The sequence below is a fragment of the Actinomadura sp. NAK00032 genome (assembly GCF_013364275.1).
Classification (GTDB): domain Bacteria; phylum Actinomycetota; class Actinomycetes; order Streptosporangiales; family Streptosporangiaceae; genus Spirillospora.
Map to the genome: position 1 here is coordinate 5,436,658 of NZ_CP054932.1, position 23,784 is coordinate 5,460,441.

A 23,784-nucleotide genomic window follows, 5' to 3' on the forward strand; every position below is an offset into this window, starting at 1 on the left:
CCCTGCCTGACCGAGGGCCGGCGCTGACAGCGCAAGCGCCGGCCCACAGGTACTCCGGCCGCTACGTCAGGGACGGCTCACATGGCAGGCACCGCGGCGCCGTACACCCACCGGAAGGTCTTGAAGAAGTCCGCTGACGACCACGCCCTCGTCGTCGACCGCAAGCAGGGCGTAATTGTGCTGCTTGCCCTCAGCGCTGGTGGTCAGCGCGAAGCCGCTCCCGGCCATTTCCAGGACCGTGGCCTTAGGGTGGCGTCCGGGCTCGCGCTCGGCGTCGGCGCCCGGCGCGGGAGCCGCTCCCTTGAGCAGATACAACGGCCGCTGGTCCAGCGCGCTCCAGGGGATGTAACCGCTGACCGCCACTGACATAGTTGCGGCCCGTAGGCCAGTGCGGGCCCGGCGGTCTCGTCGGAGGTCGGCGCCGTCAGCCGTGCCTTGACGTGGGGGCGGGACGAGCGTCGCGGGTGGGAACCCGAAGACCTCCGCCATATCTGGAGCCGTGCGGTGGCAAGTACCTTTGCGCGGGGCGGTGAGGTCGACGTTGTTGGAGGCGACTGGGCGCCGGGGCAGATCGTCCTTGTGGAGTTTCCGGACGTGGCCGCTGCGCGGGCATGGAACGATTCGGCGGACTACCGGGCGATCGCGCCGCTGCGCATCCGCAACACCGACAGCGTACGGCTGATCGTCCAGGGGCTGTGAGCGGTTTCCGGCTGCCGGAGTCCCGACAGCGAGGCATTGCCGTCTCAAGGCCACTCCTGCCTCCTCGTCGGGCAGGGTGACGCATCACTGACTCCAGTACCCCGGGGCTGCCGGCAAAAGGAATGGTCGACTCTTGTGCCCGGAGAAGCAGCCGAACTCGTCAGTGACGGTGTTCGCGCAGTTCCGCGGAGAGTTCGCTGGAAAACTGCTCGGCGTCCGACAGGCGGTTGCGGATCTTGTCGCAGCGTTCCTCGACCAGGGAGCGGTAGACGGCGAGGCGTTTGGTCAGGTCGCTTCGGGCCGTCTCGCCGATGGCGCCGGACCGCAGCTGGTCGAGAATGGTCAGCAGGTCGCGCATCTCCTCGAGGGTGAAGTCGAGGGGCTTCATGCGCTTGATGACCAGGAGGCGCGCCACGTCGTCGTCGGTGTAGAGGCGGAAGCCGCCCTGGGATCGGGCCGTGGGGAGGGCGAGGCCGACTTCCTCGTAGTGGCGGATGGTGCGCAGGCTCAGCCCGGTCCGGTCCGCGACCTCGCCGATCTGCATCTGCCTGCCGCTCATCGGGTCCTCCTCACGCCACCGGCCCGCCTCGCCGGGGACGGATGATCCATATCGTTGCTCAAGCTTGCCATCTTCCGTCCGGTGCTGCGCTCAGGGACCGCATCCTGCCGCCGGCATCGGCAGGTCCGTCCGAAGAAGCGGGGCATCGGCTGAACCGAACACCCCATCCTTGATCTTACGAAAAGGGAGAGTGGCGCGGTGCGTCCGCTCGGCGGCGCCACGACGCGGAGTTCTTCTTCTCCACTCCCTGCCCCGGCAGCATGCTGTTTCGCGGCGTTTTCTTCCGCCTGACGCGTATCGAATTCCTGGGTGAGACATGTTCGGATTTCCTGCTGTCGCCAGGCTCTTGCGGCCTCGTACCTCGACGGGTCCTTCACAGCGATGGAATGGCGGATGCGCCCGGGGAGCCGGTCCGGTCGCCGCCGGTTGAGTCTCGGCGGCGACCAGCGAGCAGGAGCCCGCCCCTTCAGATGGTGGAGGTGCGTGCCAGGTAGACGGTGTTGGCGGAGGTGCCGCCCTGGAGGGGGTTGGAGAACTCCACGACGTGCGCCGCCACTTCGTGGAAGGTTTCACCGAGCACGGCGGTGAATCCGTCGTCGGGCGGCTCGTTCGACCAGAGGGCGAAGACGCCGCCGGGATGTAGTCGCGCGGCCAGGCGGCCCAGCGGCTCCGCCTGGTAGAACGAGGCGTGGCGCGGGTCCAGGACGTGGCGCGGCGAATGGTCGATGTCGAGCAGGATCGCGTGGAAGCGGGCTCCCGGGCTCTGCGGGTCCAGGCCCGCGGGCGATGAGGCCAGCGCGAAGAAGTCGCCCTGCTCCAGCCGGCAGCGGTCATCGGTCGTCAGTTGCTCACCCAGCGGCACCAGGTGCGCCCGATGCCACTCGATCACCTCGCCGAGCGCCTCCACCACGACGAGCGAGCGCAGGCGGGGATCGTCGAGCGCGGTGCCGGCGGTGTAGCCGAGCCCGAGCCCTCCGACGACGACGTCGAGGGCCTGACCTGGCGCGGCGGCCAAGCCGAGCCGGGCGAGTTCGACCTCCCCGGCCGTCCACAGGCTCGACATCAGGAAGTCGTCATCGAGCTTGATCTCGTAGACGTCGACGCCGAGGGCGGGGTCCCGCCGCCGCCGCAGGCTGACGGCGCCCATGGGCGTCGGACGCCAATCGAGTTCTTCGAACAGTGCGCCCATGGGTGCCAGATCCTCGGTTTCGACAGCGGTCATCTTTGGTCGGCGTCCTGTGGATGCGGCAGTCCCCACCAGAGGTCGGTTCCGGCCACCTGGGGCGGGGACACGCTCAACGAGCCACTTCGCGCTTCGGCACTTGGAAATATGCCCTCTCGTAAAGGAAGGGTATCCGTCCACACCGGCTTGCGAGCGTCGGCGTGGACGCGCGAGCCCCGGCCGACACAGGTTCGTTGCGGACGTCGGCGACGCCACCGTGATGCTGCCGGGCGCGCCCCGGAGGCAGGCGGCGTTGATCAACTCTCGGACGGCGGCCGCGGGCTCGGCGTGACGGGTCAGAATCTGGAAGCGGATTCTTCTCGTCTGCCGTCGCAGCCCCGGCATCGGATCCGGCCGAACCCGCGCACAAGGTACTCTAACGTGAGGTTAGATTGCGCGAGGACGGCCCTCAGGTGGGTGGACGGATGCAGACCGGCGAGGCGGCCGAGCGGACCGGGGTGTCGCTGCGCACGATCCGCTACTGCGGGGAGGTCGGTTTGAAGACGCCCTCCGCTCGGACGCGCGGCGGCTTCCGTGCGCACACCGGCACCGGCGTGGCGCGGGCGGAGCTGGTCAAGCGGAGCGGTCGGAGCCGGCCGACCGGCTGAGTACCTGGTGCGCTGAGATCGACTGGCGTTGTCCGCTGCTGCAGGTCGTCGGGGGGCGGCCGTGCGGCTCGACCGCGCACGGGTGGTGGAGGCCGGCTCGGCGGATTCGGCGTCCGGCGGGCCTACCGCGTCCGGCCGGGCGGTCCGGCCGGGCGGGTGAGGCGGAGTACGAGAGAGGAGCGCGGTGAGCACCGGAATCGGGACGGCGGAGGATGTCGCGGCGGAGGCGGCGCGGCGGCGGACGTTCGCGGTGATCAGTCACCCGGACGCCGGCAAGTCGACGCTGACCGAGGCCCTGGCGCTGCACGCGGCGGCGATCGAGCAGGCCGGGGCGGTGCACGGCAAGGCCGGACGGCAGGGCGTGCGGTCCGACTGGATGGACATGGAGCGCTCGCGCGGCATCTCCATCACCTCCTCGGTGCTGCGGTTCGAGTACGGCGGCGCGCTGCTGAACCTGCTGGACACCCCGGGCCACGCCGACTTCTCCGAGGACACCTACCGAGTCCTGGCCGCCGTGGACGGCGCGATCATGCTCCTGGACTCCGCCAAGGGCCTGGAGGCGCAGACGCTCAAGCTGTTCGACGTCTGCCGCCACCGCGGCATCCCCGTCATCACCTTCGTCAACAAGTGGGACCGTCCCGGCCGCGAACCGCTGGAGCTGCTGGACGAGGTCGAGCAGCGCATCGGCCTGCGTCCGGCGCCGCTGAACTGGCCGGTCGGGATCGCCGGGGACTTCCGCGGCCTGATCGACCGCGCCGGCGGCTCCTTCACCCGGTTCCGCCGCACGCCCGGCGGCGTCACCCGCGCGATCGCCGAGCAGGTCCCGGCGGACCGGGCCGCCGCCGAGGAGGGCCAGGCCTGGGAGACCGCGACCGAAGAGCTGGCGCTGCTGGACGAGATCGGCGCCGCCCTCGACATGGACGCGTTCGCGGCCGGGATCTGCACGCCGGTGCTGTTCGGGGCCGCGCTGCCCAACGTCGGGGTGAGCACCCTGCTGGACACGGTGTGCCGGCTGGCGCCCGCGCCCTCGGCACGCGCGGACACCGGCGGCCGCGAGCGTCCGGTGACGGCGCCCTTCTCCGGCCAGGTCTTCAAGGTGCAGGCGGGCATGGACAGGGCGCACCGCGACCGGCTGGCCTTCATCCGGGTCTGCTCGGGCCGGTTCGAGCGCGGCATGACCCTCACCCACGCCCCGACCGGGCGTCCGCTGGCGACCAAGTACGCCCAGACGGTGTTCGGCCGCGACCGCTCCACCCTGGACGCCGCCTACCCCGGGGACGTGATCGGGCTGCCGAACGCGTCCGGGCTGACCGTCGGCGACACCCTGTACGCCAAGACGCCGGTGGCCTTCCCGCCGATCCCGGCGTTCGCACCGGAGCACTTCATGGTGGCGCGGGCCAAGGACAACGGCCGCGCCAAGCAGTTCCGGCGCGGCATCGAGCAGCTCGATGGCGAGGGCGTCGTGCAGGTGCTGCGCAGCGACCTGCGCGGCGACCAGGCTCCGGTGCTGGCGGCGGTCGGGCCGCTGCAGTTCGATGTGGTGACCGCACGGATGGCGGACGAGTTCGGCGCGCCGGTCGAACTGACCCGGCTCGACTACGGCACCGCCCGCATCACCGACAAGGAGTCCGCCGAGACGCTCAACGGACGCCGCGGCATCGAGGTGCTGAGCCGCGCCCTGGACGGTTCGCTCATCGCGGTGTTCGTCGACAAGTGGCGCGTGCGCGCCGTCGAGCGCGAGCACCCCGACGTGACGCTGACCCCGATGCTGGCCGCCGGCGTCCCGGACTGAACGGCTCCCCCAGGATGGGGGCCGCGCCATCCCGTGCCCGCCGCGTGGACGAGGCCTTCACCGCCATCCCCGCCGGCCCGGCCATGGCGGTGTGACGGTCGTCTCCACCGGCGCCGGAAACCCTCCTGTCACGTTAGAGTAGGGATGAGCCGCGGCTGGAGCGTCCGGGCGCCCCGCGGCGTTCGCACCGGTATGGACGCCGGCCCCCAACCTCTCGCGCTGTTGTTCGTGTGTTCGCGCCCTGACCCGCGCGGGCGATCCTTGTCTGGAGTGTTTTGAGTCTGCCCGCCGTCCTGGCACGCCGTCTGAAGCCCGCCCTCACGCCCGCGCAGCCGATCACCGCCGAGCTGCTGCGGACGGAGGGGCTGGCCGGCCTGGTGGTCGCGCTCGCGCTGATCCCCGAGGCGATCTCCTTCTCGATCATCGCCGGGGTCGACCCGCGGATCGGGCTGTTCGCCGCCTGCACGATGGCCGTCACCATCGCGATCGTCGGCGGACGCCCCGCGATGATCTCCGCCGCGACCGGTGCGGTCGCGCTGGTCGTCGCGCCCATCGCACGCGAGTACGGCATCGGGCACCTGTTCGCCACCGTCATCCTCGCCGGGATCTTCCAGATCGTCCTCGGCGCGCTGGGGGTGGCGCGGCTGATGCGGTTCGTGCCGCGTAGCGTGATGGTCGGGTTCGTCAACGCCCTGGCCATCCTGATCTTCATGGCGCAGGTGCCCGAGCTGCGGGACGTCCCCTGGCCGGTCTACCCGCTCGTCGCCGCCGGGCTGACACTGATGGTGGTGTTCCCGCGCGTCACCAAGGTCATCCCGGCGCCGCTGGTGTCGATCGTCGTCCTCACCGTCATCACCGTCGCCGCGGGCGTCGCCGTGCCGACCGTCGGCGACAAGGGCGCGCTGCCGTCCTCCCTGCCCTCCCCCGGCGTGCCCGATGTCCCCTTCACCCTGGACACCCTGACGCTCATCGCACCGTACGCGCTGGCCATGGCGCTGGTCGGGCTGATGGAGTCGCTGATGACCGCCAAGCTCGTCGACGACATCACCGACACCCGCTCCGACAAGACCCGCGAGTCCATCGGCCAGGGCATCGCCAACATCGTCACCGGCTTCTTCGGCGGCATGGGCGGCTGCGCGATGATCGGCCAGACCATGATCAACGTCAGGAGCGGCGCCCGGACCCGGCTGTCGACCTTCCTGGCCGGCGCGTTCCTGATGACCCTGTGCATCGCCTTCGGCCCGATCGTCTCCGACATCCCGATGGCCGCCCTGGTCGCCGTCATGGTCCTGGTCTCGGTCGGCACCTTCGACTGGCACTCGGTCCGGCCGTCCACCCTCAAGCGCATGCCGCTGGGCGAGACCATCGTCATGCTGGTCACCGTCGCCGTGGTCGTGGCCACCGACAACCTGGCCATCGGCGTGGTCGTCGGCTCCATCACCGCGATGATCGTCTTCGCGCGCCGCGTCGCCCACCTGGTCAGCGTCTCGGCGGTCACCGACCCCGACGGCGGCCAGGTCGTGTACGCCGTCACCGGGGAACTGTTCTTCGCCTCCAGCAACGACCTGGTCCACCGGTTCGACTACGCCGGCGACCCCGACCGCGTCACCATCGACCTCACCGACGCCCACGTCTGGGACGCCTCGACCGTCGCCGCCCTCGACGCCGTCACCACCAAGTACGAACGGCACGGCAAGACCGTCGAGATCGTCGGCCTCAACGAGCACAGCGCCCGCATGCACGACACCCTGTCCGGCGAACTGGCCGGCAGCCATTGACCGGAACTCGCTCTTCCGAGGACAACAACCTGGCCTTCTGCACCCGCAACTGGACCGCCCTGGACACCAACGTCCGTCGCGGGTTCCAGTAGATCATCGCAAGGGGTTCGGCTCCCGAAGGGTCCCCAACATCGAAAAAGGCTATGGCTCTCTGGCATCGCCGCAGGTCTGACGCAGCCTTAAGGACACCACGGCGCACCTGAAGGAAGATCAGGCCCATTGCGATCTCCCATTATTCAGGCCTTGCGGCCCTGTCGACGCGCGGGAAAGGCTCAGCGAATCGAGGAGGATTTCGTCCACATTGGGGTCTCCTACGGTCACGCGCACGCCTTCTCCCGCGAAGGGGCGAATGGACAGTCCGGCTCGGGCGCAGGTATCCGCTACCACTGTTGCCTGGTCCCCTATCTGCAGCCAGAGGAAGTTCGCATGGCTGCGTGGCACGTCGGCCAGGGTGCTGAGTTTCGCAGCGAGGTGTTCGCGCCGCTCCCAGACCGTCCGGACAACGGACTGTAGATGGTCGCGGTCCGCCAGGGCGGCGGTCCCGGCGGCCTCCGCGATGCGGTTCAGCGCGAACGGGAGGCCGACCTTCCGGATCGCGAGGCAGATCCGCGGCGATGCCAGGAGGTATCCCGCTCGGAGCCCGGCAAGGCCGTAGGCCTTGGAGAACGTCCTCAGCAAGGCGACGTTCGGCAGGGACAGCAGGTTGAGCGTGTCCGGAGCGTTCTCGTCGAATTCCCGATACGCCTCGTCGATGACGACGAGAACGTTGGCCGGAATCGACCGGACGAGGCGTTCGAGTTCGGAAGGCTCCAGAACCGTACCGGTCGGGTTGTTCGGATTGCAGATGATGACCGCACGTGTCCGCACGGTCATCGATTCGAGCATCGCGTCCACGTCATGGCGGTAGGAGGCGTCCAGCGGGACGCCGATGCTTCGCGCGCCCGCGATCGCCACGACGATCGGGTATGCCTCATAGCTGCGCCACGCGTGGACGACTTCGGTCCCCTCACCCGTATAGGCGAGGAGCAGACGCTCCAGGAGCGCGAGCGACCCGGGGCCGACGGCCACGCGGTCCGGTTCGATGTCGTGGTGGGAGGCGAGGGCTCGGATGAGTCCTTCGCCGCCCAGGCTGGGGTACAGGTGTGCCTTGGCCGCGGCCTCGGCCGCGGCGCGCACGGCCAGCGGGCTCGGCGGGACCGGCGCCTCGTTGGACGAGGCGCGCCACCGGATCGCCGCCGACGCTACGTGGGAGTAGGCCGGCAGGGAGCCGACCACCGGGCGCGGCTCCGGCGAAGGGGGCACCGAAGTTTCGCGGATCACGGCGACACCTCCCGTTACGTGCTGATGGTGGGGCGGCGTCCGGCGCCCCGGGTCAGTGACCGGAGGCATCGGGCGTCTCCGCTCCCCGCTCGATGCGGCGAGCGAGCGTGATGGCGAAGTCCCCCGCCTCGGCGCCGTCGATCACGCGGTGGTCGAAGGTGACCGTCAGGTTAGCGATGGTGCGGACCGCGACCGCGCCGTCCCGTACCACGGCTCGGTCGACCGCGCGGTGGACGCCGATGATGGCGGTCTGTGGAGGGTTGATCAGCGGTGTGGCCAGCAGCCCGCCGCGCTTTCCGGGGCTGGTGACGGTGATGGTGGGGTCCGCGACATCGCGGCGGCCGAGCCGGCCGGAGCGGGCCTTCCGGGCGAGGTCGGTCACCTCGGCGGCGATCTCGCCGGCGCTCTTGGCCGCGGCGTCCCGGACGACCGGTACCATCAGCCCCCGCTCGGTGTCGACGGCGACGCCGGCGTCGCACCGCTCGAAGAGCACCAGGTCCGCGTCCTCCATATGGGCGTTGAACGACGGGTGGTCGGCGACGGTCCGGGCGACGGCCGCGACCGTGACCGCGAGGATCCGGTTCAGCGGGACCGCGGTGACGTCCATCTCCTCCACGACGTGCACGCCGGGGATGCTTCGATGGGACAGCGCCATCCGGTCGGCGATCAGCCGGCGGACCCCGGTGATGGGGCGGCGCTCGGCGCGTTGCGGCGCTCCGGCTTCGGCCGTCCGGTCAACCATCGATCCCCGCCTCCCACTGGGTGCCGCCCGGGACGCTGAGCAGGGCGGAGTCGCTGAGCGTGCCCCCGGACAGGGCGGCGAAGCGCTCCTGGAGATGCTGGGGCGTGACGTCGGTGAGAGCGCCGTCTCGCAGGTCCAGGACGATCTTCCCGGCGTGCATCATGACCAGCCGGTCCGCCAGGTGGAGGGCATGGCCCATGTCGTGGGTCACCATCAACGTCGTGATCTTCTGCTCGCGGACGATGCGTTCGGTGGCCTCGTTCACCCGTGCCGCGCTGTTGGGGTCCAGCGCGGCAACGTGTTCGTCGAGCAGCATCAGGGCCGGGGAGCCCAGCGAGGCCATCGCCACCGCGATCGCCTGCCGCTGCCCGCCGGACAGCGTTCCCGAAACGGCCGAGAGGCGGTTCTCCAGGCCCATGCCGAGTGGCCGCAGGGCCTCCGCCGCCATCTCGCGGACGGTGCCGCGCCGCGGCGTGCGCATCCGGAACCGTCCTCGCTTCCCGGCCAGCGCGAGCGCGAAGTTCTCCTCGATGGTCAGCATCGAGACCATGTTGTCCTGCGGGTTCTGCCGTACCCGGGAGATCTTGCGGACGCGCCGCCAGCTGGGCGCGCCGGTCACGTCCTCACCCCGGACGAGCACCCGGCCCCGGTCCGGCAGCACGTTGCCCGCGACCACGGACAGCATGGTCGACTTGCCGGCGCCGTTGGAGCCGATGACCGACACCATGGTCCCGGGGGCGATGGCCAGGTCGACGCCGTCCAGCGCGGTCACCTGCTCGTCGCCGGCTCCCTGGAATCGCTTGTGCACCGCCGAGATGACGAGGTCCGGGGCCTCGCCGGCCGGCTCAGATGAAGCTCGCAACGCGGTCCTCCTCGTAGAAGCGCGCCTGGGCGACGCGGCGTTCCCGGCGTCCGGCCGCGGTGACGCTGCGCAGCGTCGCGCGGGCGTGCGACCGGACGGTGATCATCGCGATGACGAGTCCGGCGGTGATGAGCTGCAGCAGGTTGGGGTCGAGTCCGAGCTGGAGTGCGCCGGCGACGGCGAACCGGTAGACGACCACCCCGACGACGAGCATGGCGACGGTGGGTCCGATGCGGTTGGACCTGGTGAGGGTCAGCCCGACCATCATGGCCGCCAGGGCGATCACGATCACGCCGTTCTGGATGGTGACGTCCATGAATCCCTGGTTGTGCACGACCAGCCCGCCGGTGAGGGCCCCGAGCGCGTTGGCCACGGCGAGTCCGATGGCCTGCCGGACTTTCCGCCCGGCAAGGGCTGGGCGTACTCCAACACCGGCTACGTCCTGCTCGACATGGTCATCGAGAAGGTCACCCGCCGGCCCGCCCACCGGGAGATCGAAGGCCGTATCCTGCGCCCGCTCAGCCTCGACCAGACCCGGTGGGGCGGCACCTCACCTACCCTGCCCCGGCCGCACGCCCGGGCCTACCAGCTGTTCGGTCCCGGTGCCCGAGTGGACGTCACCGAGCAGATACCGGTGGACTACCAGAACCTGTCGTGGGTCACGACCACGCGGGACCAGAACCGGTTCTTCCGCGCGCTGCTCGCGGGCCGGCTGCTGCCGGCGCGGCAGCTGGCCGAGATGAAGCAGACCGTCGAGGTGAGCGCGGAGGTCCAGAAGCTGTGGCCCGGCGGCCGCTACGGTCTCGGCCTGGTCGAACGCCCCCTGACCTGCGGCGGAACCTACTGGAGCCACGAGGGTGGGGACGGCGGCTACATCACCCTCAACGGCGTCACCGAGGACGGCCGGCGCAGCGCAGTGGTCTCCATGTCCGAGGCGCGCGGCGACACCTTCGAGCACATCAAGGCTCAGGAGGACGCGGCCAGCGCCCTGATCGACCATGCGCTGTGCGCCGGGAGCCCCGGCACTTGGTAAGTGGAGGCCGGCCGGTGGCCGGTGAGCTCGACGCGGCGCTCGCGGACTCCGTGAGCCGGATGCGGACCAGCGTTCAGATGTGCAGAAGAAGCATCGGCGGAGCCGGATGCGGGAAGCAGCACGAATTGCACGCCACCGTAGGGGCCGAGCTGCGCGTCCTCAGCCTGCTCGGAACAGCGACAGCACCCCGAGCATCCGAGGGCGAGCGGACCCGGAGCGCAGGGCCGACCACGGCCCGAGCACCGTAAGCCGCGCGGCAGCGATCGCCCCCAACCGCGCAACCAGCTCAACCACGCTGCGGCGATCGTAGGGCCCAACCATCGCCGTCTGATCCGTAGCAACTGGCAGGACCATACCGGGCCACTCCACGTCAGCCAGAGTTGGGACGACGGGGACGCAAGCGGCAACTGAAGCTAGAGGACGAGTACTGGTGTCCGAACCATCCGGGCCACCGGCATGCACAACCTGCTCGTCGTCCCCTGAAGGCCCGCGGCGACATCCTGGGCATCATCGTGTTCACCCGCAACGACAACAAGACCCCGTTCACCACCGACGACCTAGCCCTCGCCGAGGAGCTCGCAGCCCGCGCCGCGCTCAGCCTGGACAACGCGCGCCAATACACCCGCGAGCGTGAAGCGGCTGTGGCCCTGCAACGCAAGCTCCTGGCCGCAGACCCTGATGGGAGGTGACACCGTCGAGCCGGCCTCGCACTACAGCCCTCAGACGTTTACCGGACCGTCGGGAGCGACGGGTACGACACCATCCTGCTGCCCGACTCCCGCGTCGCTCTGATCGTGGGCGATGTGACCGGTCACGGTATCGACGCCGCGGCGAGCATGGGACGCCTGCGCACCGCCATGCTCACCCTGGCCCACCTCGACCTGCCGCCCGGCGAACTCCTCACCAGGCTCGACGAGCTCTACGCCCGCGAGGCCGAGGAGGACAACAGTGAGACCGAGTCACCCATGGCGGCCACCTGCCTGTACGTCGGGCCGGTCCGCCACACGGGCACCTACCTGGAGGCCGACTGGGCATACTGCGCGTTCTGGCGTGACGTCGTTCAGCACTGGAGCACGTCCCGTCACCTGTGGGACGTGCGGCACGCCGACGAGCTGCGTGACGCTGCGGCGGGGGCAAGGCCAGGGCCCCGTTCCTCCACGGCAACGGCGCGCCCCGCACGGCGGCGGAGCTGCCCGCCGCCGATCCCGGCCGCACCGAGGCGGCGGCGTTCACCGAATGGGTCACGCTGCTGCACGAGCGCGGTGAAGTGGAGGCGGCGTCCGCGGCCGCCGGCATCGATCTGGACACCACGCCGATCGAGATCGAGCCCTACTACGAGGTGAGCAGTGTGGACCCGCTCGAGGTCTTCGCGCGGACGCCCCTCTCCCTCTCCCGGTTGGAGACGGAGATCCGCCGTCTGGCAGCCGCGGTGGGAACCGACGCGTTCTGGGTCCCCTACCGGCAGTACGCGGCGATCCTCTTCGAGACCGGCGGTACGGAGACGGGTCTGCGAGCCCGGGTCGTCGAATTCGCGGCCGGTGAGGAGCCTGCCGACGTCGTGCTTCCCGAGGCGTGCCGGCGCCGCCTGCCCGATCTCGACCTGCTGCGGGACGGCTTCCCGCCGGCGCGGTTGCACCCACTGGTCCGACGACCGGGGTTGTCGCTCTCATTCCTCATCAGACGCCGCAAGCGCTCCGATCTTGCTTTCCTGGCCGCCGCCGACGAGTTGGGCCGCCGGCTCGGGTCCCCGCGCATGGAGCCGGCCGCGAACCCGCAACTGGAGGCGCTGGCGCTCGCGGTGTCGGCGAACCTGCCCGTGCTGCTGTGGGGCGAGCCGGGGATCGGCAAGTCCGCCGGCCTTCGGCAGCTGGCCACCGGGCTCGGCGTCCCGCTGGAGACGGTGATCGCCAGCGCGCACGAGCCCTCCGACTTCGCCGGCCTGCCGATCATCGGTGACGATCCGGCCGCCACCGGCGTGCCGATGGCCCTGCCGGACTGGGCGGTCCGGCTGGCCGCGTCCGGGCGCGGCATCGTGTTCTTCGACGAACTGTCCTCCGCTCCCCCCGCCGTCCAGGCGGCGCTGCTGCGGGTCGTCCTGGAACGCCGGGTCGGCAGCCTGGCGCTGCCGGAGAGCGTCCGGGTGGTCGCCGCCGCGAACCCGCCGTCCAGCGCGGTGGACGGCTGGCACCTCAGCCCGCCGCTGGCGAACCGGTTCGTCCACCTGCGATGGGCGCACGACCCCCGGACGGTCGCGCGCGGCATGGCCGGTACCTGGCCTGCCGTGCCCGTACCCGTCGTCGACCCCCGGCGCGGTCGCCCGCGCCCGTGGGACGATCTCTGGGTTCCGCACCGCCCGGCCCGGCCTGACCCACCACCTGCCCGGCGACGCGGAAAGCCGGGGCGCCGGGGCCTCGCCTGGCCGTCGCCGCTGGGGCGGTCGGCTACGCCACCGGCGCCGAGCAGAAAGCGGTCGCTTCCGCCTCATCGGCGCGGTCGGCGACGGTGCGGGCCTGGAACTGCTCAACTGCCTGGAACAGCTCGACCTTCCCGATCCGGACCGCGTCCTAGCCGATCCGGACGCCTTCGCGCTGCCGGCGCGGGGCGACCGGCGACTCCCTTCTTGACGGCCGTCGTCTCGGCGGTGCAGAGCGACCTCACCCGGCGGCGCTGGGAGGCGGGGTGGACGGTGCTGGCCAAGGCCGTCGAGGCAGGGGTCCCCGACGTCGCGGCTCGGGCCGCCGCGGACCTGGCGGCGCTGCGCGACACCGACTGGCCGGTCCCCGCCGGCATCGACGCGTTCCTCGACCTGCTCCAGTTGTCCGGCGCGCTGCCGAGTGGCTCCTGACCATGGCCGACCTCGACCGGGTCAAGCTGCTCGCGGCGCGGTACCGTGCGGCCGGCGACGGCCGTACCCCGCCTCGGCGCTCTACTCGCTGACGGTCGTACCGAGCGACAGGGTGCCGACGATGGGCGTCGATCGACACTGGCGGTGCTATGTGTCACCGTCCTTCGTCGCGGCGACTTCCGTCACCGAACTGGAGGGCGTGTGGATTCACGAGGTGGCACACCTGCTGCGGAACCATCACGGCCGTGCGGACCTGCCTGGGTCGAAACGGTCCACGTTCCTCGGAACTGACCCGGTTCGGCATGCCATAACCCGGTGAACGTTCGCGGCCACCGCAACTGGCGAGCAGGAGAGCGCCTCGCGGAAGGGCGCCGCGTCGAAGCCCGGTCGTGACCGTGAGAAGCAGGAACGTTTGTTCCTGTTCTCGAGCGACGGCCAAGCAGCCGGGGAGAAGTCAGGCGCGCGGCGTGCGACCGGGCCCGGACAACCGCGCGGCGGTACCTCGAACGCGGTCGGATCCAGGAGACCCGCGCGGGCTCTACCTTCGAAGTGCCGGCGATCAGTAACCGGTTGAACGTCGACCGGGAGAAGTCCCTCGTTCCGGCGCCGGTGCGCGCCGGAACGCCCCAAACTGCTGCACCTGGTTTCGCGCTGCTTCTCGACGGCACTACCCGGCCCGCGACGCGCGGCCCAGCCGGCGCTGACGCAGGTGGTCCGCGTCGTCCTCAACCGATGTCGCGGTAGCGCGTAGTCCGTTCCGTCCCGCATCGCCATGCGAGGCCGAAGGGACAGGCCGCCTCCGGTCAGACCGCCGTCGGGAAGTGAAGGTCGCCGCGGTCGGGCGAGCCGTCCTCATCGCCGGGCCATCGAGCGGTGACGGCCTTCGCGCGCGTGTAGAAGGCGACGCCCTCCGGGCCGTGGATGTGATGGGCGCCGAACAACGATTGCTTCCAGCCGCCGAAGGAATAGAACGCCATCGGCACCGGGACCGGGACGTTGACACCGATCATCCCGACCTGGACGCGGCGTTGGAAGACGCGCGCCGCCCTGCCGCTGGAGGTGAAGATCGCCGTGCCGTTGGCCCACTCGTTGTCGTTGATGAGGTCGATCGCCTCCTGCAGCGAGCCGACTCGCACGACGACGAGCACGGGCCCGAAGATCTCGTCGCGGTAGACGTGCATCTCCGGCGTGACCCGGTCGAACAGCGTGGGGCCGACGAAGAACCCGTCGCCCTGGACGTCGAGTTGGCGGCCGTCGACCACGAGGTCGGCGCCCGCTTCGACTCCGGAGGCGATGTAGCCTCTGATCCGCGCGAGCGCGTCCGGCGTCACGATCGGGCCCATCTCTGATCCGGCCTCCATGCCCGGCCCGACTTTGATCGCACGCGCCTTTTTGCGCAGGTGCTCGACGAGCGGCACGGCCACGTCGCCGACCGCGACGGCGACCGAGATCGCCATGCAGCGCTGGCCGGCCGATCCGTACGCGGCTGCGGCCAGATGGTCGGCGGCGCGGTCGAGGTCGGCGTCGGGAAGGACGACGGCGTGGTTCTTGGCGCCGCCGAGCGCTTGCACGCGCTTGCCGTTCGCGGTCGCGCGCTCGTGCACGTACCGCGCGATGGGTGTGGAGCCGACGAAGGAGACCGCCGCGACGTCTGGGTGGTCGAGGATCGCGTCGACCGTGACCTTGTCGCCGTGGACGAGGTTGAAGACGCCGTCGGGCAGGCCGGCGTCGGCGTAGAGCTGGGCGATGAGGTTGCACACCGACGGGTCACGTTCGGAGGGCTTGAGCACGAAGGTGTTGCCAGTCGCGATGGCGATCGGGTGCATCCACAGCGGCACCATCGCGGGGAAGTTGAACGGAGTGATGCCGGCGCAGACGCCGAGCGGCTGGCGAAAGGAGAACAGGTCGATCTCGGTTGAGACCTGGTCGGAGTACTCCCCCTTGAGCAGTTGCGGGATTCCGCAGGCGAAGTCGATCACCTCGATGCCGCGGACGACTTCCGCCCTGGCGTCCTCGAGGACCTTGCCGTGCTCGAAGGAGACGATCCGCGCGAGCTCGTCGACGTGCTTCTCGACCAGGTTGCGGAAGGCGAACATCAGCCGCGAGCGGCGCATGACGGAGGTGTCGGCCCACTCCGGCAGGGCGGCGCGCGCCGCTCGTACGGCGGTGTCGACGTCGGCGGGCTCGGCCAGGAGCACGTCGGCCTGGTGCTCGCCGGTCGCGGGGTTCCAGACCGGGGCTGTCCGGCTGGACACGCCGGGGGTCTCCTTCCCGCCGATGCTGTGGTGGATTGTCCGAACTGCCAGAGTGCTCACGAGCTGCTCGCTTTCTCGTAGGTTGGGATAGGTATCAGGCTGTGGTTCGCGTCCTCGCGACCACCCCTGCTCGCCGTCCTGTCAGGCGATCAGGTCGCCGCCGTTGATGTCGATGGCGGCGCCGGTGATGTAGGCGGCCCGGTCGCAGGCCAGGAAGGCCACGAGCTCGGCGACTTCCCACGGCTCCCCGACGCGGGGTATGGGGAACGTGCTGGCGGCTTGTTCGAGCGTCCCGTCGGGTAGCACGGAGCGCGCCATCGGCGTGTCGATGAGGCCTGGACAGACGGCGTTCACTGTGACCCCGTCGGGGCCGTACGCCTTCGCCAGGTGCCGGGTAAGGCCGAGGACGCCGTGTTTTGCGGTCGTGTAGTGCGCGCCGCCGGCCGTGCTGATGGTCTTGCCGGCCGTGGAGGAGAAGTTGACGATCCTCCCCCAGCGTCGGCTGCGCATGGCGGGGAGCGCCAGCTGACAGCACAGGAATGTCCCGTGCACGTTGACCGCGAGCACGCGGTTCCACTCGTCGGCGGTGATGTCCTCGAACGGCGTGGGTGGCGCGATGCCCGCGGCGTTGACCAGGATGTCGAGCCGCGACCGCTCCTTCAGAAGCGATGCGAACGCGCTCTGGAGCCGGTCGGCGTCGGTGACGTCGACCGCGACCGACCGGACGCGGTCCTCCTCGACGCCCAGCATCGACGCGAGCGCGGTGCGGCCGGGGTCGGCGAGGTCGAGAACCATGACGGTCGCTCCGCGGCGGGCCAGGGCGTAGGTGGTGGCGAGGCCCATGCCGCTCGCGCCGCCGGTCACGACCGCGACCCGCCCCTCCAGTTCGCGGCCGTCGGCGGTGGTGGGGGCTCGGAATCCCTCGGTGGCGGTCATCGGTCGGCCAGGAGGGCCCGAGCGCGGGCGAAGGCGCCTGCCGCGAGTTCGAGCTGCTCGGCGGTGTGCGCCGCCGAGACCTGGAGCCGGATCCGCTCTCCCCCGGTCGGGACGACCGGATGGGAGAGCGCGAAGGCCAGGACTCCCTCGCGGCGGAGCGCCACCGCCATGTCGCGAGCCAGCGAGCCGCCGCGCAGCATCACGGGGATGATCGGGTGCTCGCCCGGCAGGACCTCATAGCCGAGGTCGTGCAGCGCACCGCGGAGCCAGGCGGTGTTGGCGGCCAGGCGCTCCCGCAGCTCGGGCCGTGCTCGCGCGATGCGGATCGCCGTCAGCGCCGCGGCGGCCAGCGGCGGGGCCAGCGCGTTGGTGAAGATGTAGGGACGCGAAGCCTGCCGCAGCGTCTCCACCACCTCGCGGGGGCCCGCGGCAAAGCCGCCGGCCGCGCCGCCCAGTGCCTTGCCGAGGGTTCCGGTCAGTACGTCGACGCGGCCGTCGATCCTGAAGTGCTCTGAGGTGCCCGCGCCGGTCGTGCCGAGCACTCCCGTGGCGTGCGAGTCGTCGACCATGAGGGCCGCGTCGTGGCGCCGTGCCAGCTCGTAGAGCCGGGGCAGCGCGGCGAGGTCGCCGTCCATGCTGAAGACACCGTCGGTGACGATGAGCCGGTGGCGTGCGTCGGCGCACCCGATGAGGCGGCGTTCGAGGTCATCGAGATCGGCGTGCGCGAAGACATGCCGCCGGGCCCGTGCCAGCCGGATGCCGTCGATCAGGCTGGCGTGGTTGAGCGCGTCGCTCACGACCGCGTCGGTCGGGCCGAGCAGGGCGTCGAAGACGCCGAGGTTGGCGTCGTAGCACGAGGTGTAGAGGATGGCGTCCTCGGTTCCGACGAGCTCGGCGATCTCCGCTTCGAGTTGAGCGTGGGCGGCCCGTGTGCCGCTGAGCACGCGTCCCGCAGCGACTCCGAGCCCTGTGTCGCGCAGGGCGCGACGGGCCGACTCGACCACCTCGGGTGCGCCGGCGAGCCCGAGGTAGTCGTTGGAGGCCAGGTTCACGAGCGTCTTGCCATCCACCTTGAGCGTCGGTCCCTGGGCGCCGGAGACCACAAGGTCGCGTCGCAGGCCGGTGGTCGCCCGACGGTGGTCGAGCTCCTTTCGGAGCCGGGCCAGCAGCGTGGCATTCATGCTTTCCCGCCTTCTTCGCCCAGCCGATCACCTATGGAAATTAGCATACTAATTCCTTATTTTGATATCTCAACGGATGGCGCGGGCGGCCCCGGAGACTGCGAGGGACAGGCCCGCGCGCCCACGTCCACGTGTGGCCGTGGGCGGCGAGCAATACGACGGCCTCGACCAGAACCCAACGGGCTACCGCAGCCGGATCATCATGGTTCCGCACGCCACCTCGCGCAGGGCAGGACCTCGATTCCCCGGCTGGGGAAGACGGTGTCCATGAAGAAGTCGTTCATCACCGGATCGCCGTCGGCGCAGCCGTCCCGCAGGACGGCCAGCCGGTAGCCGCGGTCCGCGGCGTCATAGCACGTGGCGGCAACCATCGCGCTGGTCGCCACCCCTGCGATCGCAAGCCTGTCGACACCTCTCGCCCGGAGCACGAGGTCAAGGTCCGTGCCAGCGAACGCGCTGGCACGGCGTTTCAGGATGACGACGTCCTCAGGCGTGACCGGCAGGTCGATCTGGGTTCCGAACGTCCCATCGTGGAAGGCGTCCCCGGCCTCGTAGAAGGAGGTGAGCAGGGCGCTGCCCGGGGGCACGTCGGCCCCGTTCGCCCGGAAGGCGAAGCGCACGAAGACCACGAGCGCACCGGCCGCGCGGGCGCGTGGGAGCAGTTCGGTGAGCGGCGGGACGACGCTCCGGGCGAACGGGTAGCCGCCCGTGATGCCCCGCTGGACGTCACCGATGATCACTGCGTTGGTCATGATCGTCCTCCGTAAAGCCTCTCCATCCGCCGCCCCGCGGTGAACAGGACGCAGATTCCTATGATCATGATGATCGCGATGGTCAGCAGCGCGTAGGTAAAGCTGCCGGTCGCGTCTTCGATGCTCCCGGTGAGGTACGGGCCGGCGAATCCGCTGAGATTGCTGACAGAGTTGATGAGGGCGATTCCCGAGGCCGCGGCCGCGCCGGTCAGGCCGATCGCCGGTATACGCCAGAACTGGGGCATCGCGGTCATGAGCCCAGCGACGCTCAGGCAGACCGCCGGGACGAACAGGGCGCCACTTTTGGCGAAGGTCGCCAGGAGCAGCCCCGTCGCGCCAAGGAACATCGGGATGGCCGTGGCCGTGACCGCCGTCATGCGGGCGGCGAAGCGAGCCCAGAGGAGCAGGGTGAGAATGGCCACCGCATACGGGATGGCGGACAGCAGCACGCTGTCGACGTTGCCGGCCCCGGTGCCGTGCCTGATGGACGAGATCATGGTGGGCAGGAAGAACGCCAGCGGGTAGAGGCCGAACGCCAGAGCGGACCACGCGATGGCCATCGCCCACACCCGGCCGCTGGTCAACGCCTCCCCCAGCCCGCTTGGCGCGCCGTGGGCGCGCTGCTCGGCGGCCTCGGCTGCGAGGGTCTCCTCGATGGCGGCTTTCTCCTGGTCATCGAGCCAGCGCGCATCCTGCGGGCGGGCCGGCAAAAAGGCGAGGATCAGGATGCTGACCCCGATCGTCAGGATGCCCTCGACGAGGAACAGCGACCGCCAGCCTGCGATGCCGAACACGTCCTGGCCCCAGGTGATCAGGGCGGCGGCCAGCGGAGCGCCGATGATCGAGGACACCGGGGTCATCAGGAAGAAGCCCGACAGCGCCCAGGAGCGCTGGCGGCGCGGGAACCAGAACGTCAGGTAGAGCAGGATCCCGGCGGCCAGGCCGGCTTCGGCGAACCCGAGCAGGAGCCGCGCGATGTAGAGCGTGGTCGCCGAGTTCACGGCCGCGGTCGCGGCCGTGATCGCACCCCACGTGATCATGATCCGCGCGATCCACCGGCGCGCGCCGAACCGTTTCAGCATCATGTTGCTCGGTACCTCGACCAGGACGTAGCCGATGAAGAACAGTCCGGCGGCCAGGCCGATCTGGCTGCTGTTGAGCCCCAGGTCGTGTGACATCGGTTTGGCGATGTAACCGACGTTGGCGCGGTCGATGTAACTGGCCACGTAGGCCACCCCGATCAGGGGGATGATCCGTATGCCAACCTTGCGCCAGGTGCGGGGCGCGACGGTGTCCGGGACGGTATCGGCGGTCGAAGTCATGCTGGGGGCTCCTACTCCGCGAGCAGGGACGAGGGGTCTGCGGTCCGTGATCGGGCCTGGTCGCGCGACCGGGCGGTCGCGCTGGCGTCGATCGCGTCGCCGGTGATGACGACGCCGTAGTCACGCTGGGCGCCCCGGCGGGTCACCTTGCCGTCGAGGACGTCTTCGAGGACGCGCTCGGGAGCGCGCTCGAAGGGGCTGCCGTGTCCGCCGCCGCCGGCGGTCACGTGCCGGTGGCGGGTGCCCGCGGTCATCGCCAGGTGGGGCTTGGACTCAAGGACGCGTTCGCCGGGCCCGCCGAGGTTCAACACGTTGAGCGAGGGCGTGCCCTGCTCTCCGCCGGCCAGCCCGTAGGGCAGGAACTTGCGCCGGTCCGACCTGATCTGCACGGTGACTTCCGGTGTCAGGATCGTCATGTCCCGGAATGTCGCGAGGCCGCCGCGCCAGCGGCCCGCTCCCCCCGAGTCCGGAAGGTAGCCGTAGCCGTCGATGCGGATGTGACCGGAGCGTTCCAGCTCCTCGACGGGGGTGTTGGTCAGGTTGGCGCCCAGCGAGCTGATCCCGTCCACGCCGTCGCGGTCCGGCCGGGCGCCCCACGCTCCGGACAGGGGGTCCCACAGCACGGTGGACTCGCCGTCGGCTCCGACAAGGCCGATCGCGATCCCGTCGGGGCCGCCGTCGCCGGCGGCCGGCACGCGGGAGGGGAACACCGGGGCGAGCGCCCCGAGCACCGCGTCGATGATCCGGAAGCCGACGAGGCCGCGGGCGCCGCGCGCGGCGGGCCGTTGCCCGTTGAGGATCGAGGCCTGCGGGATCACGAAGGTGAATGGCCGGTAGAAGCCGCTGTTGGCCGGGATGTCCGAGGCGAGCACGCCCTGGAGGGCGGCGTAGGCCGCCGAGCGGGTGAACGAGTCCGTCGCGTTGAGGGCGGACTCGACCTGCGGGGAGGAGCCGGTGAAGTCCAGCTCGATCCCGGACTCCGACAGCGTGGCCTTCACCCGGATCGGGATCGGCCCTGAGCCGAGGCCGTCGTCGTCGATGTGGTCGGTGAACTCGTAAGTGCCCGAGACCGCTTCGGCGAGCGCGGCGCGCAGCAGGGTCTCGGAGTAGTCGAGCAGCTCGTCGATGAGGCCTTCGAGCCCTTGGACGCCGTGCCGGGCTGCGAGGGCCCGCAGGCCCTCCGCCCCGGTGTGGCAGGCCGCCAGCTGGGATTCCAGGTCGCCGCGCAGCAGTTCGGGTTCGCGGACGTTGCGCAGGATCAACCGAAGGAACGTCTCGTTCATGACGCCGGCTTCGACCAGGCGCGACGGCGGGATCTGCACTCCCTCGGCGAAAATGCTCTTGGACTGCACGGCCATGGAACCGGCCGCCCAGCCTCCGACATCGGTGTGGTTGACGACCGTGACCGAATAGCCCAGGAGCACTTCTTCCTGGAACACCGGGGAGACCGCGAAGACGTCCGGCAAGTGCATCCCGCCCAGGGACGGGTCGTTGAGCAGGTAGATGTCTCCGGGGCGAACCTGGCCGCCGAACTCCTCGGAGATCGCCTCCATCGCGGCCGGGATGGAGCCCAGGTGCACGGGGAGGGTGTTGGCCTGGGCGATCACCCGGCCCTGGGCGTCGCAGAGGGCGGCGGAGAAGTCCATGCTGGACGCGACCAGCTGTGAGTGCGCCGTCCGCAGGATCGTGATCGCCATCTCGTCGGCGATCCCGGTGACGGCGTTGCGGAAGACCTCGAAGGTCACGGCGTCGCGGATCATGTGGTGCTCCAGGTGATGACGATGTTGCCGATCTGGTCGCGGTGGGCCCGCGCGCCGGGCGGAACAAGGGTGGTGGCGTCCATGTCCTCGATGATCATTGGGCCGTCCACTGGCTCGGCGGCGAGGCCGGACCGCGCCATGACGGGTGTGGACACGGTCTCGGCGAACCGGCATTCGCGGGTGGTGGGCTCGCCGCCCGCCGCGGCGGGCAGGCTCAGCACGTCCGCGATGGACACCGGGGTTGGCAGCCGGCCGCGTACCCGCAGGTTGACCAGCTCCACCAAGTCGTCGGTGCCGGCCCGGCCGTAGGTGCGCTCGTGCTCGGCGTGGAACCGGGCCCGCACCTCGGCGAGCAGGTCGTCGGTGACGTCGCCGTCCGGCACCTGGATGCGCAGTTCGAACCGCTGGCCCCGGTAGCGGACGTCCAGGAGCCGGTCCACGACGGCGCCCGTTCCCAGTTCCGCGCTCACCTTCGCGGTGAGCCGCTCAAACTCCTCGGCGAGCACGCTCACCTCGACGAACTCTGGCCGGTACGGGGTGAGTTCGTGGCGCTCGGTGTCGGCGACGAGCAGGCCGATGCTGCTGAACAGGCCCGGGTGGACGGGGATGATCACGGTGGAGATGCCCAGCTCTTGGGCCAGCGCGGCGGCGTAGAGGGGCCCGGCCCCGCCGAAGGCGACCAAGGTGGCCTCGCGCGGGTCGCGGCCGCGCTCACTGGTCACCGCTTTGACCGCGGTCGTCATGCTCGAAACCGCCACCTGGTACGCCCCACGGGCGCTGGCCGCCACGTCGCCGCCGAGCCGCTCGGCGACCACCGACAGTGCCTTGGCCGCCAGGTCGGGGTGGATCGTCACGCGGCCGCCGGCGAGGGCCGTGGGGTTGAGGTAGCCGAGCGTCACGTTGGCGTCGGTCAGAGTGGGCAGCTCACCGCCCTGCCCATAGCAGGCGGGGCCGGGGCGCGCGCCGGCGCTGGCGGGCCCGACGTGCAGCGCGCCCGCCGCGTCGACGGAGATGATGCTGCCGCCTCCGGAGCCGACCTCGGCGATGTCGATGGACGGTGCCCGCACCGGGTATCCGGCGCCGGAGCTGAGGCCGCGGGCGACATTCATGCCGCCGCCGACCTCGTAGTCGGCCGACACGAACGGCTCGCCGTGCTCGATCAAGGATGCCTTGGCCGTGGTGCCGCCCATGTCGAACGCGACGACCGTGGACAGGCCGATCGCCTGGGCGAGCTTTTGCACCGCGGTGACGCCCGCTGCGGGGCCGGACTCGATGATCTGCACCGGTCGCCGCGCGACGGAGGCGGCGTCGAGCAGCCCCCCGCTGGACTGCATCACCAGCAGCGGGGCGCTCACCTTCTCCGCGCGCAGCGCCTCTTCCAGGCGGGTGAGGTAGCCGTGCACGGCTGGGCCGACGTAGGCGTTCACCGTTGCGGTGCTGGTGCGCTCGTACTCGTGTGGCTGCGGGGAGACATCGACCGACGCCGTGACGTAGACGCCGGGAAGCTCGGCTCGAAGCAGTTCGGCGACCCGCCGCTCCTCGTCGGGGCGGATGTAGGAGTTGAGCAGGCACACCGCCACCGCCCGGATCTCGTCCGCGCGCAGCCGGGCCGCAAGTGCGCGGACCTCGTCCTCGTCGGCCGGTGGATCGAGGCGCCCATCGGTCATGATCCGCTGGTCGAGTTCGTAGCGGTGTCGGCGCCGGGCCAGGGGCTCGGGCTTGGACCAGGACAGGTCGTAGAGCACCGGCCGCCGCAGCCGCCCGATCTCCAGCACGTCGCGGAAACCGCGGGTGGTGATCACTGCTGTGCGGACGCCGTTCTTCTCCAGGATCGCGTTGGTGGCCACGGTCGTGCCGTGCAGCATCGCGACCACGGCCTCCGGCCGGGCCGCAGCGGAGGAGAGGACGGCGGTGGTCGCCGCCACCACGCCGGCACCGTAATCGGGCGGGGTGGAGGGGACCTTCATCGGGACGACCTCTCCAGCCGGGCCCAGCGCGATGACGTCGGTGAAGGTGCCGCCGATGTCCGCGCCGACCCGCCAGCCGGCCGTTCGAGGATCGTGACTGAGGGGCACTGCGATCTCCTTGCTTCGATGAGGCTGGGATCACAGTACGAGC

22 protein-coding genes and 1 pseudogene are annotated in these 23,784 nt (G+C 70.7%); 9 read left to right on the top strand and 14 right to left on the bottom strand.

All coding sequences use genetic code 11. The features are described 5' to 3' along the window. Positions 1 to 66 precede the first annotated feature (66 nt). Positions 67 to 369, bottom strand: a complete 303-nt coding sequence (locus HUT06_RS25360; RefSeq protein ID WP_176198014.1) for a hypothetical protein — start codon at positions 367 to 369, stop codon at positions 67 to 69. A gap of 135 nt (positions 370 to 504) precedes the next feature. Here HUT06_RS25360 and HUT06_RS25365 point away from each other — a divergent pair, with 135 nt between their 5' ends. Further along, the gene (locus HUT06_RS25365) at positions 505 to 699 is read left to right on the top strand and encodes a DUF1330 domain-containing protein (RefSeq protein ID WP_176198015.1); all 195 of its coding nucleotides are present in this window, start codon (positions 505 to 507) and stop codon (positions 697 to 699) included. Positions 700 to 859: 160 nt separating this feature from the next. On the opposite strand, the gene HUT06_RS25370 is transcribed toward HUT06_RS25365, so the two are convergent. After that, positions 860 to 1,258, bottom strand: coding sequence for a MerR family transcriptional regulator (locus HUT06_RS25370; RefSeq protein ID WP_176198016.1), 399 nt, complete (start codon positions 1,256 to 1,258; stop codon positions 860 to 862). Between the two features lie 466 nt (positions 1,259 to 1,724). Continuing rightward, entirely contained in the window at positions 1,725 to 2,447 is a 723-nt protein-coding gene (locus HUT06_RS25375; RefSeq protein ID WP_176201610.1) for a spermidine synthase, read from the bottom strand. A gap of 458 nt (positions 2,448 to 2,905) precedes the next feature. Between HUT06_RS25375 and HUT06_RS25380 the strand changes: the two are divergent. The 3 genes and pseudogenes from HUT06_RS25380 to HUT06_RS25390 all read left to right on the top strand — a co-directional run. Then, a pseudogene (locus HUT06_RS25380) lies at positions 2,906 to 3,061 on the top strand (MerR family DNA-binding transcriptional regulator); the annotation flags it as partial. Between the two features lie 211 nt (positions 3,062 to 3,272). Further along, positions 3,273 to 4,880 carry a peptide chain release factor 3 gene (locus HUT06_RS25385; RefSeq protein WP_176198018.1) on the top strand — a complete coding sequence of 536 codons (1,608 nt, stop codon included), beginning with the start codon at positions 3,273 to 3,275 and terminating at the stop codon, positions 4,878 to 4,880. A 293-nt stretch (positions 4,881 to 5,173) separates the two neighbouring features. Continuing rightward, the gene (locus HUT06_RS25390; protein ID WP_254715795.1) at positions 5,174 to 6,658 is read left to right on the top strand and encodes a SulP family inorganic anion transporter; all 1,485 of its coding nucleotides are present in this window, start codon (positions 5,174 to 5,176) and stop codon (positions 6,656 to 6,658) included. 210 nt (positions 6,659 to 6,868) lie between these two features. Here the strand turns inward: HUT06_RS25390 and HUT06_RS25395 are convergent, their stop codons facing one another. From HUT06_RS25395 to HUT06_RS25410, 4 genes are read right to left on the bottom strand one after another with little or no spacing between them, the layout of a single operon-like run. Next, entirely contained in the window at positions 6,869 to 7,978 is a 1,110-nt protein-coding gene (locus tag HUT06_RS25395) for a histidinol-phosphate transaminase (protein ID WP_217711448.1), read from the bottom strand. Positions 7,979 to 8,030: 52 nt separating this feature from the next. After that, positions 8,031 to 8,720, bottom strand: coding sequence for a 2-oxo acid dehydrogenase subunit E2 (locus HUT06_RS25400; protein ID WP_176198021.1), 690 nt, complete (start codon positions 8,718 to 8,720; stop codon positions 8,031 to 8,033). Continuing rightward, positions 8,713 to 9,582: an ABC transporter ATP-binding protein gene (locus HUT06_RS25405; protein WP_176198022.1), complete on the bottom strand. Its 870-nt coding sequence runs from the start codon at positions 9,580 to 9,582 to the stop codon at positions 8,713 to 8,715. The genes HUT06_RS25400 and HUT06_RS25405 overlap by 8 nt, the downstream gene beginning before the upstream one ends. Continuing rightward, on the bottom strand, positions 9,566 to 9,898 hold the full coding sequence (locus HUT06_RS25410) for a hypothetical protein (protein WP_176198023.1): 333 nt from the start codon (positions 9,896 to 9,898) through the stop codon (positions 9,566 to 9,568). The genes HUT06_RS25405 and HUT06_RS25410 overlap by 17 nt, the downstream gene beginning before the upstream one ends. 12 nt (positions 9,899 to 9,910) lie before the next feature. Between HUT06_RS25410 and HUT06_RS25415 the strand changes: the two genes are divergently transcribed. From HUT06_RS25415 to HUT06_RS25435, 5 genes are all read left to right on the top strand, one after another. Beyond that, complete coding sequence (locus HUT06_RS25415; RefSeq protein WP_217711449.1) at positions 9,911 to 10,615, top strand: serine hydrolase; 705 nt, start codon at positions 9,911 to 9,913, stop codon at positions 10,613 to 10,615. Positions 10,616 to 10,995: 380 nt separating this feature from the next. Next, positions 10,996 to 11,304, top strand: a complete 309-nt coding sequence (locus tag HUT06_RS45290; RefSeq protein ID WP_302931832.1) for a GAF domain-containing protein — start codon at positions 10,996 to 10,998, stop codon at positions 11,302 to 11,304. A 78-nt stretch (positions 11,305 to 11,382) separates the two neighbouring features. Continuing rightward, positions 11,383 to 11,958, top strand: coding sequence for a PP2C family protein-serine/threonine phosphatase (locus tag HUT06_RS45665; protein WP_368407038.1), 576 nt, complete (start codon positions 11,383 to 11,385; stop codon positions 11,956 to 11,958). Then, the gene (locus HUT06_RS25430) at positions 11,883 to 13,460 is read left to right on the top strand and encodes a MoxR family ATPase (RefSeq protein ID WP_254715373.1); all 1,578 of its coding nucleotides are present in this window, start codon (positions 11,883 to 11,885) and stop codon (positions 13,458 to 13,460) included. The genes HUT06_RS45665 and HUT06_RS25430 overlap by 76 nt, the downstream gene beginning before the upstream one ends. After that, the gene (locus tag HUT06_RS25435; RefSeq protein ID WP_254715374.1) at positions 13,450 to 13,779 is read left to right on the top strand and encodes a hypothetical protein; all 330 of its coding nucleotides are present in this window, start codon (positions 13,450 to 13,452) and stop codon (positions 13,777 to 13,779) included. The genes HUT06_RS25430 and HUT06_RS25435 overlap by 11 nt, the downstream gene beginning before the upstream one ends. Before the next feature lie 484 nt (positions 13,780 to 14,263). Here HUT06_RS25435 and HUT06_RS25440 read toward each other — a convergent pair whose 3' ends face one another. The 7 genes from HUT06_RS25440 to HUT06_RS25470 all read right to left on the bottom strand — a co-directional run bounded on the left by HUT06_RS25440 (position 14,264) and on the right by HUT06_RS25470 (position 23,741). Further along, on the bottom strand, positions 14,264 to 15,751 hold the full coding sequence (locus tag HUT06_RS25440) for a CoA-acylating methylmalonate-semialdehyde dehydrogenase (protein WP_176201611.1): 1,488 nt from the start codon (positions 15,749 to 15,751) through the stop codon (positions 14,264 to 14,266). Positions 15,752 to 15,856: 105 nt separating this feature from the next. Then, the gene (locus HUT06_RS25445) at positions 15,857 to 16,651 is read right to left on the bottom strand and encodes an SDR family NAD(P)-dependent oxidoreductase (protein WP_176198026.1); all 795 of its coding nucleotides are present in this window, start codon (positions 16,649 to 16,651) and stop codon (positions 15,857 to 15,859) included. After that, positions 16,648 to 17,832 (bottom strand): glycine C-acetyltransferase, encoded by a 1,185-nt coding sequence (locus HUT06_RS25450; protein WP_176198027.1) that lies wholly within the window; start codon positions 17,830 to 17,832, stop codon positions 16,648 to 16,650. Before HUT06_RS25450 ends, HUT06_RS25445 begins: the two co-directional genes overlap by 4 nt. 200 nt (positions 17,833 to 18,032) lie before the next feature. After that, positions 18,033 to 18,572, bottom strand: coding sequence for a cysteine hydrolase family protein (locus HUT06_RS25455; protein ID WP_254715376.1), 540 nt, complete (start codon positions 18,570 to 18,572; stop codon positions 18,033 to 18,035). 8 nt (positions 18,573 to 18,580) lie between these two features. Beyond that, positions 18,581 to 19,906 (bottom strand): MFS transporter, encoded by a 1,326-nt coding sequence (locus HUT06_RS25460; RefSeq protein WP_176198029.1) that lies wholly within the window; start codon positions 19,904 to 19,906, stop codon positions 18,581 to 18,583. An 11-nt stretch (positions 19,907 to 19,917) separates the two neighbouring features. Beyond that, positions 19,918 to 21,666 (bottom strand): hydantoinase B/oxoprolinase family protein, encoded by a 1,749-nt coding sequence (locus HUT06_RS25465; protein WP_176198030.1) that lies wholly within the window; start codon positions 21,664 to 21,666, stop codon positions 19,918 to 19,920. Further along, positions 21,663 to 23,741, bottom strand: a complete 2,079-nt coding sequence (locus HUT06_RS25470) for a hydantoinase/oxoprolinase family protein (protein ID WP_176198031.1) — start codon at positions 23,739 to 23,741, stop codon at positions 21,663 to 21,665. Before HUT06_RS25470 ends, HUT06_RS25465 begins: the two co-directional genes overlap by 4 nt. Positions 23,742 to 23,784 lie beyond the last annotated feature (43 nt).

Coding starts and splice junctions, on each gene's coding strand:
- HUT06_RS25360 (WP_176198014.1), bottom strand. CDS start 369: ATGTCAGTGGCGGTCAGCGGTTACATCCCCTGGAGCGCGCTGGACCAG.
- HUT06_RS25370 (WP_176198016.1), bottom strand. CDS start 1,258: ATGAGCGGCAGGCAGATGCAGATCGGCGAGGTCGCGGACCGGACCGGG.
- HUT06_RS25375 (WP_176201610.1), bottom strand. CDS start 2,447: ATGGGCGCACTGTTCGAAGAACTCGATTGGCGTCCGACGCCCATGGGC.
- HUT06_RS25400 (WP_176198021.1), bottom strand. CDS start 8,720: ATGGTTGACCGGACGGCCGAAGCCGGAGCGCCGCAACGCGCCGAGCGC.
- HUT06_RS25410 (WP_176198023.1), bottom strand. CDS start 9,898: ATGGACGTCACCATCCAGAACGGCGTGATCGTGATCGCCCTGGCGGCC.
- HUT06_RS25445 (WP_176198026.1), bottom strand. CDS start 16,651: ATGACCGCCACCGAGGGATTCCGAGCCCCCACCACCGCCGACGGCCGC.
- HUT06_RS25450 (WP_176198027.1), bottom strand. CDS start 17,832: ATGAATGCCACGCTGCTGGCCCGGCTCCGAAAGGAGCTCGACCACCGT.
- HUT06_RS25460 (WP_176198029.1), bottom strand. CDS start 19,906: ATGACTTCGACCGCCGATACCGTCCCGGACACCGTCGCGCCCCGCACC.
- HUT06_RS25465 (WP_176198030.1), bottom strand. CDS start 21,666: ATGATCCGCGACGCCGTGACCTTCGAGGTCTTCCGCAACGCCGTCACC.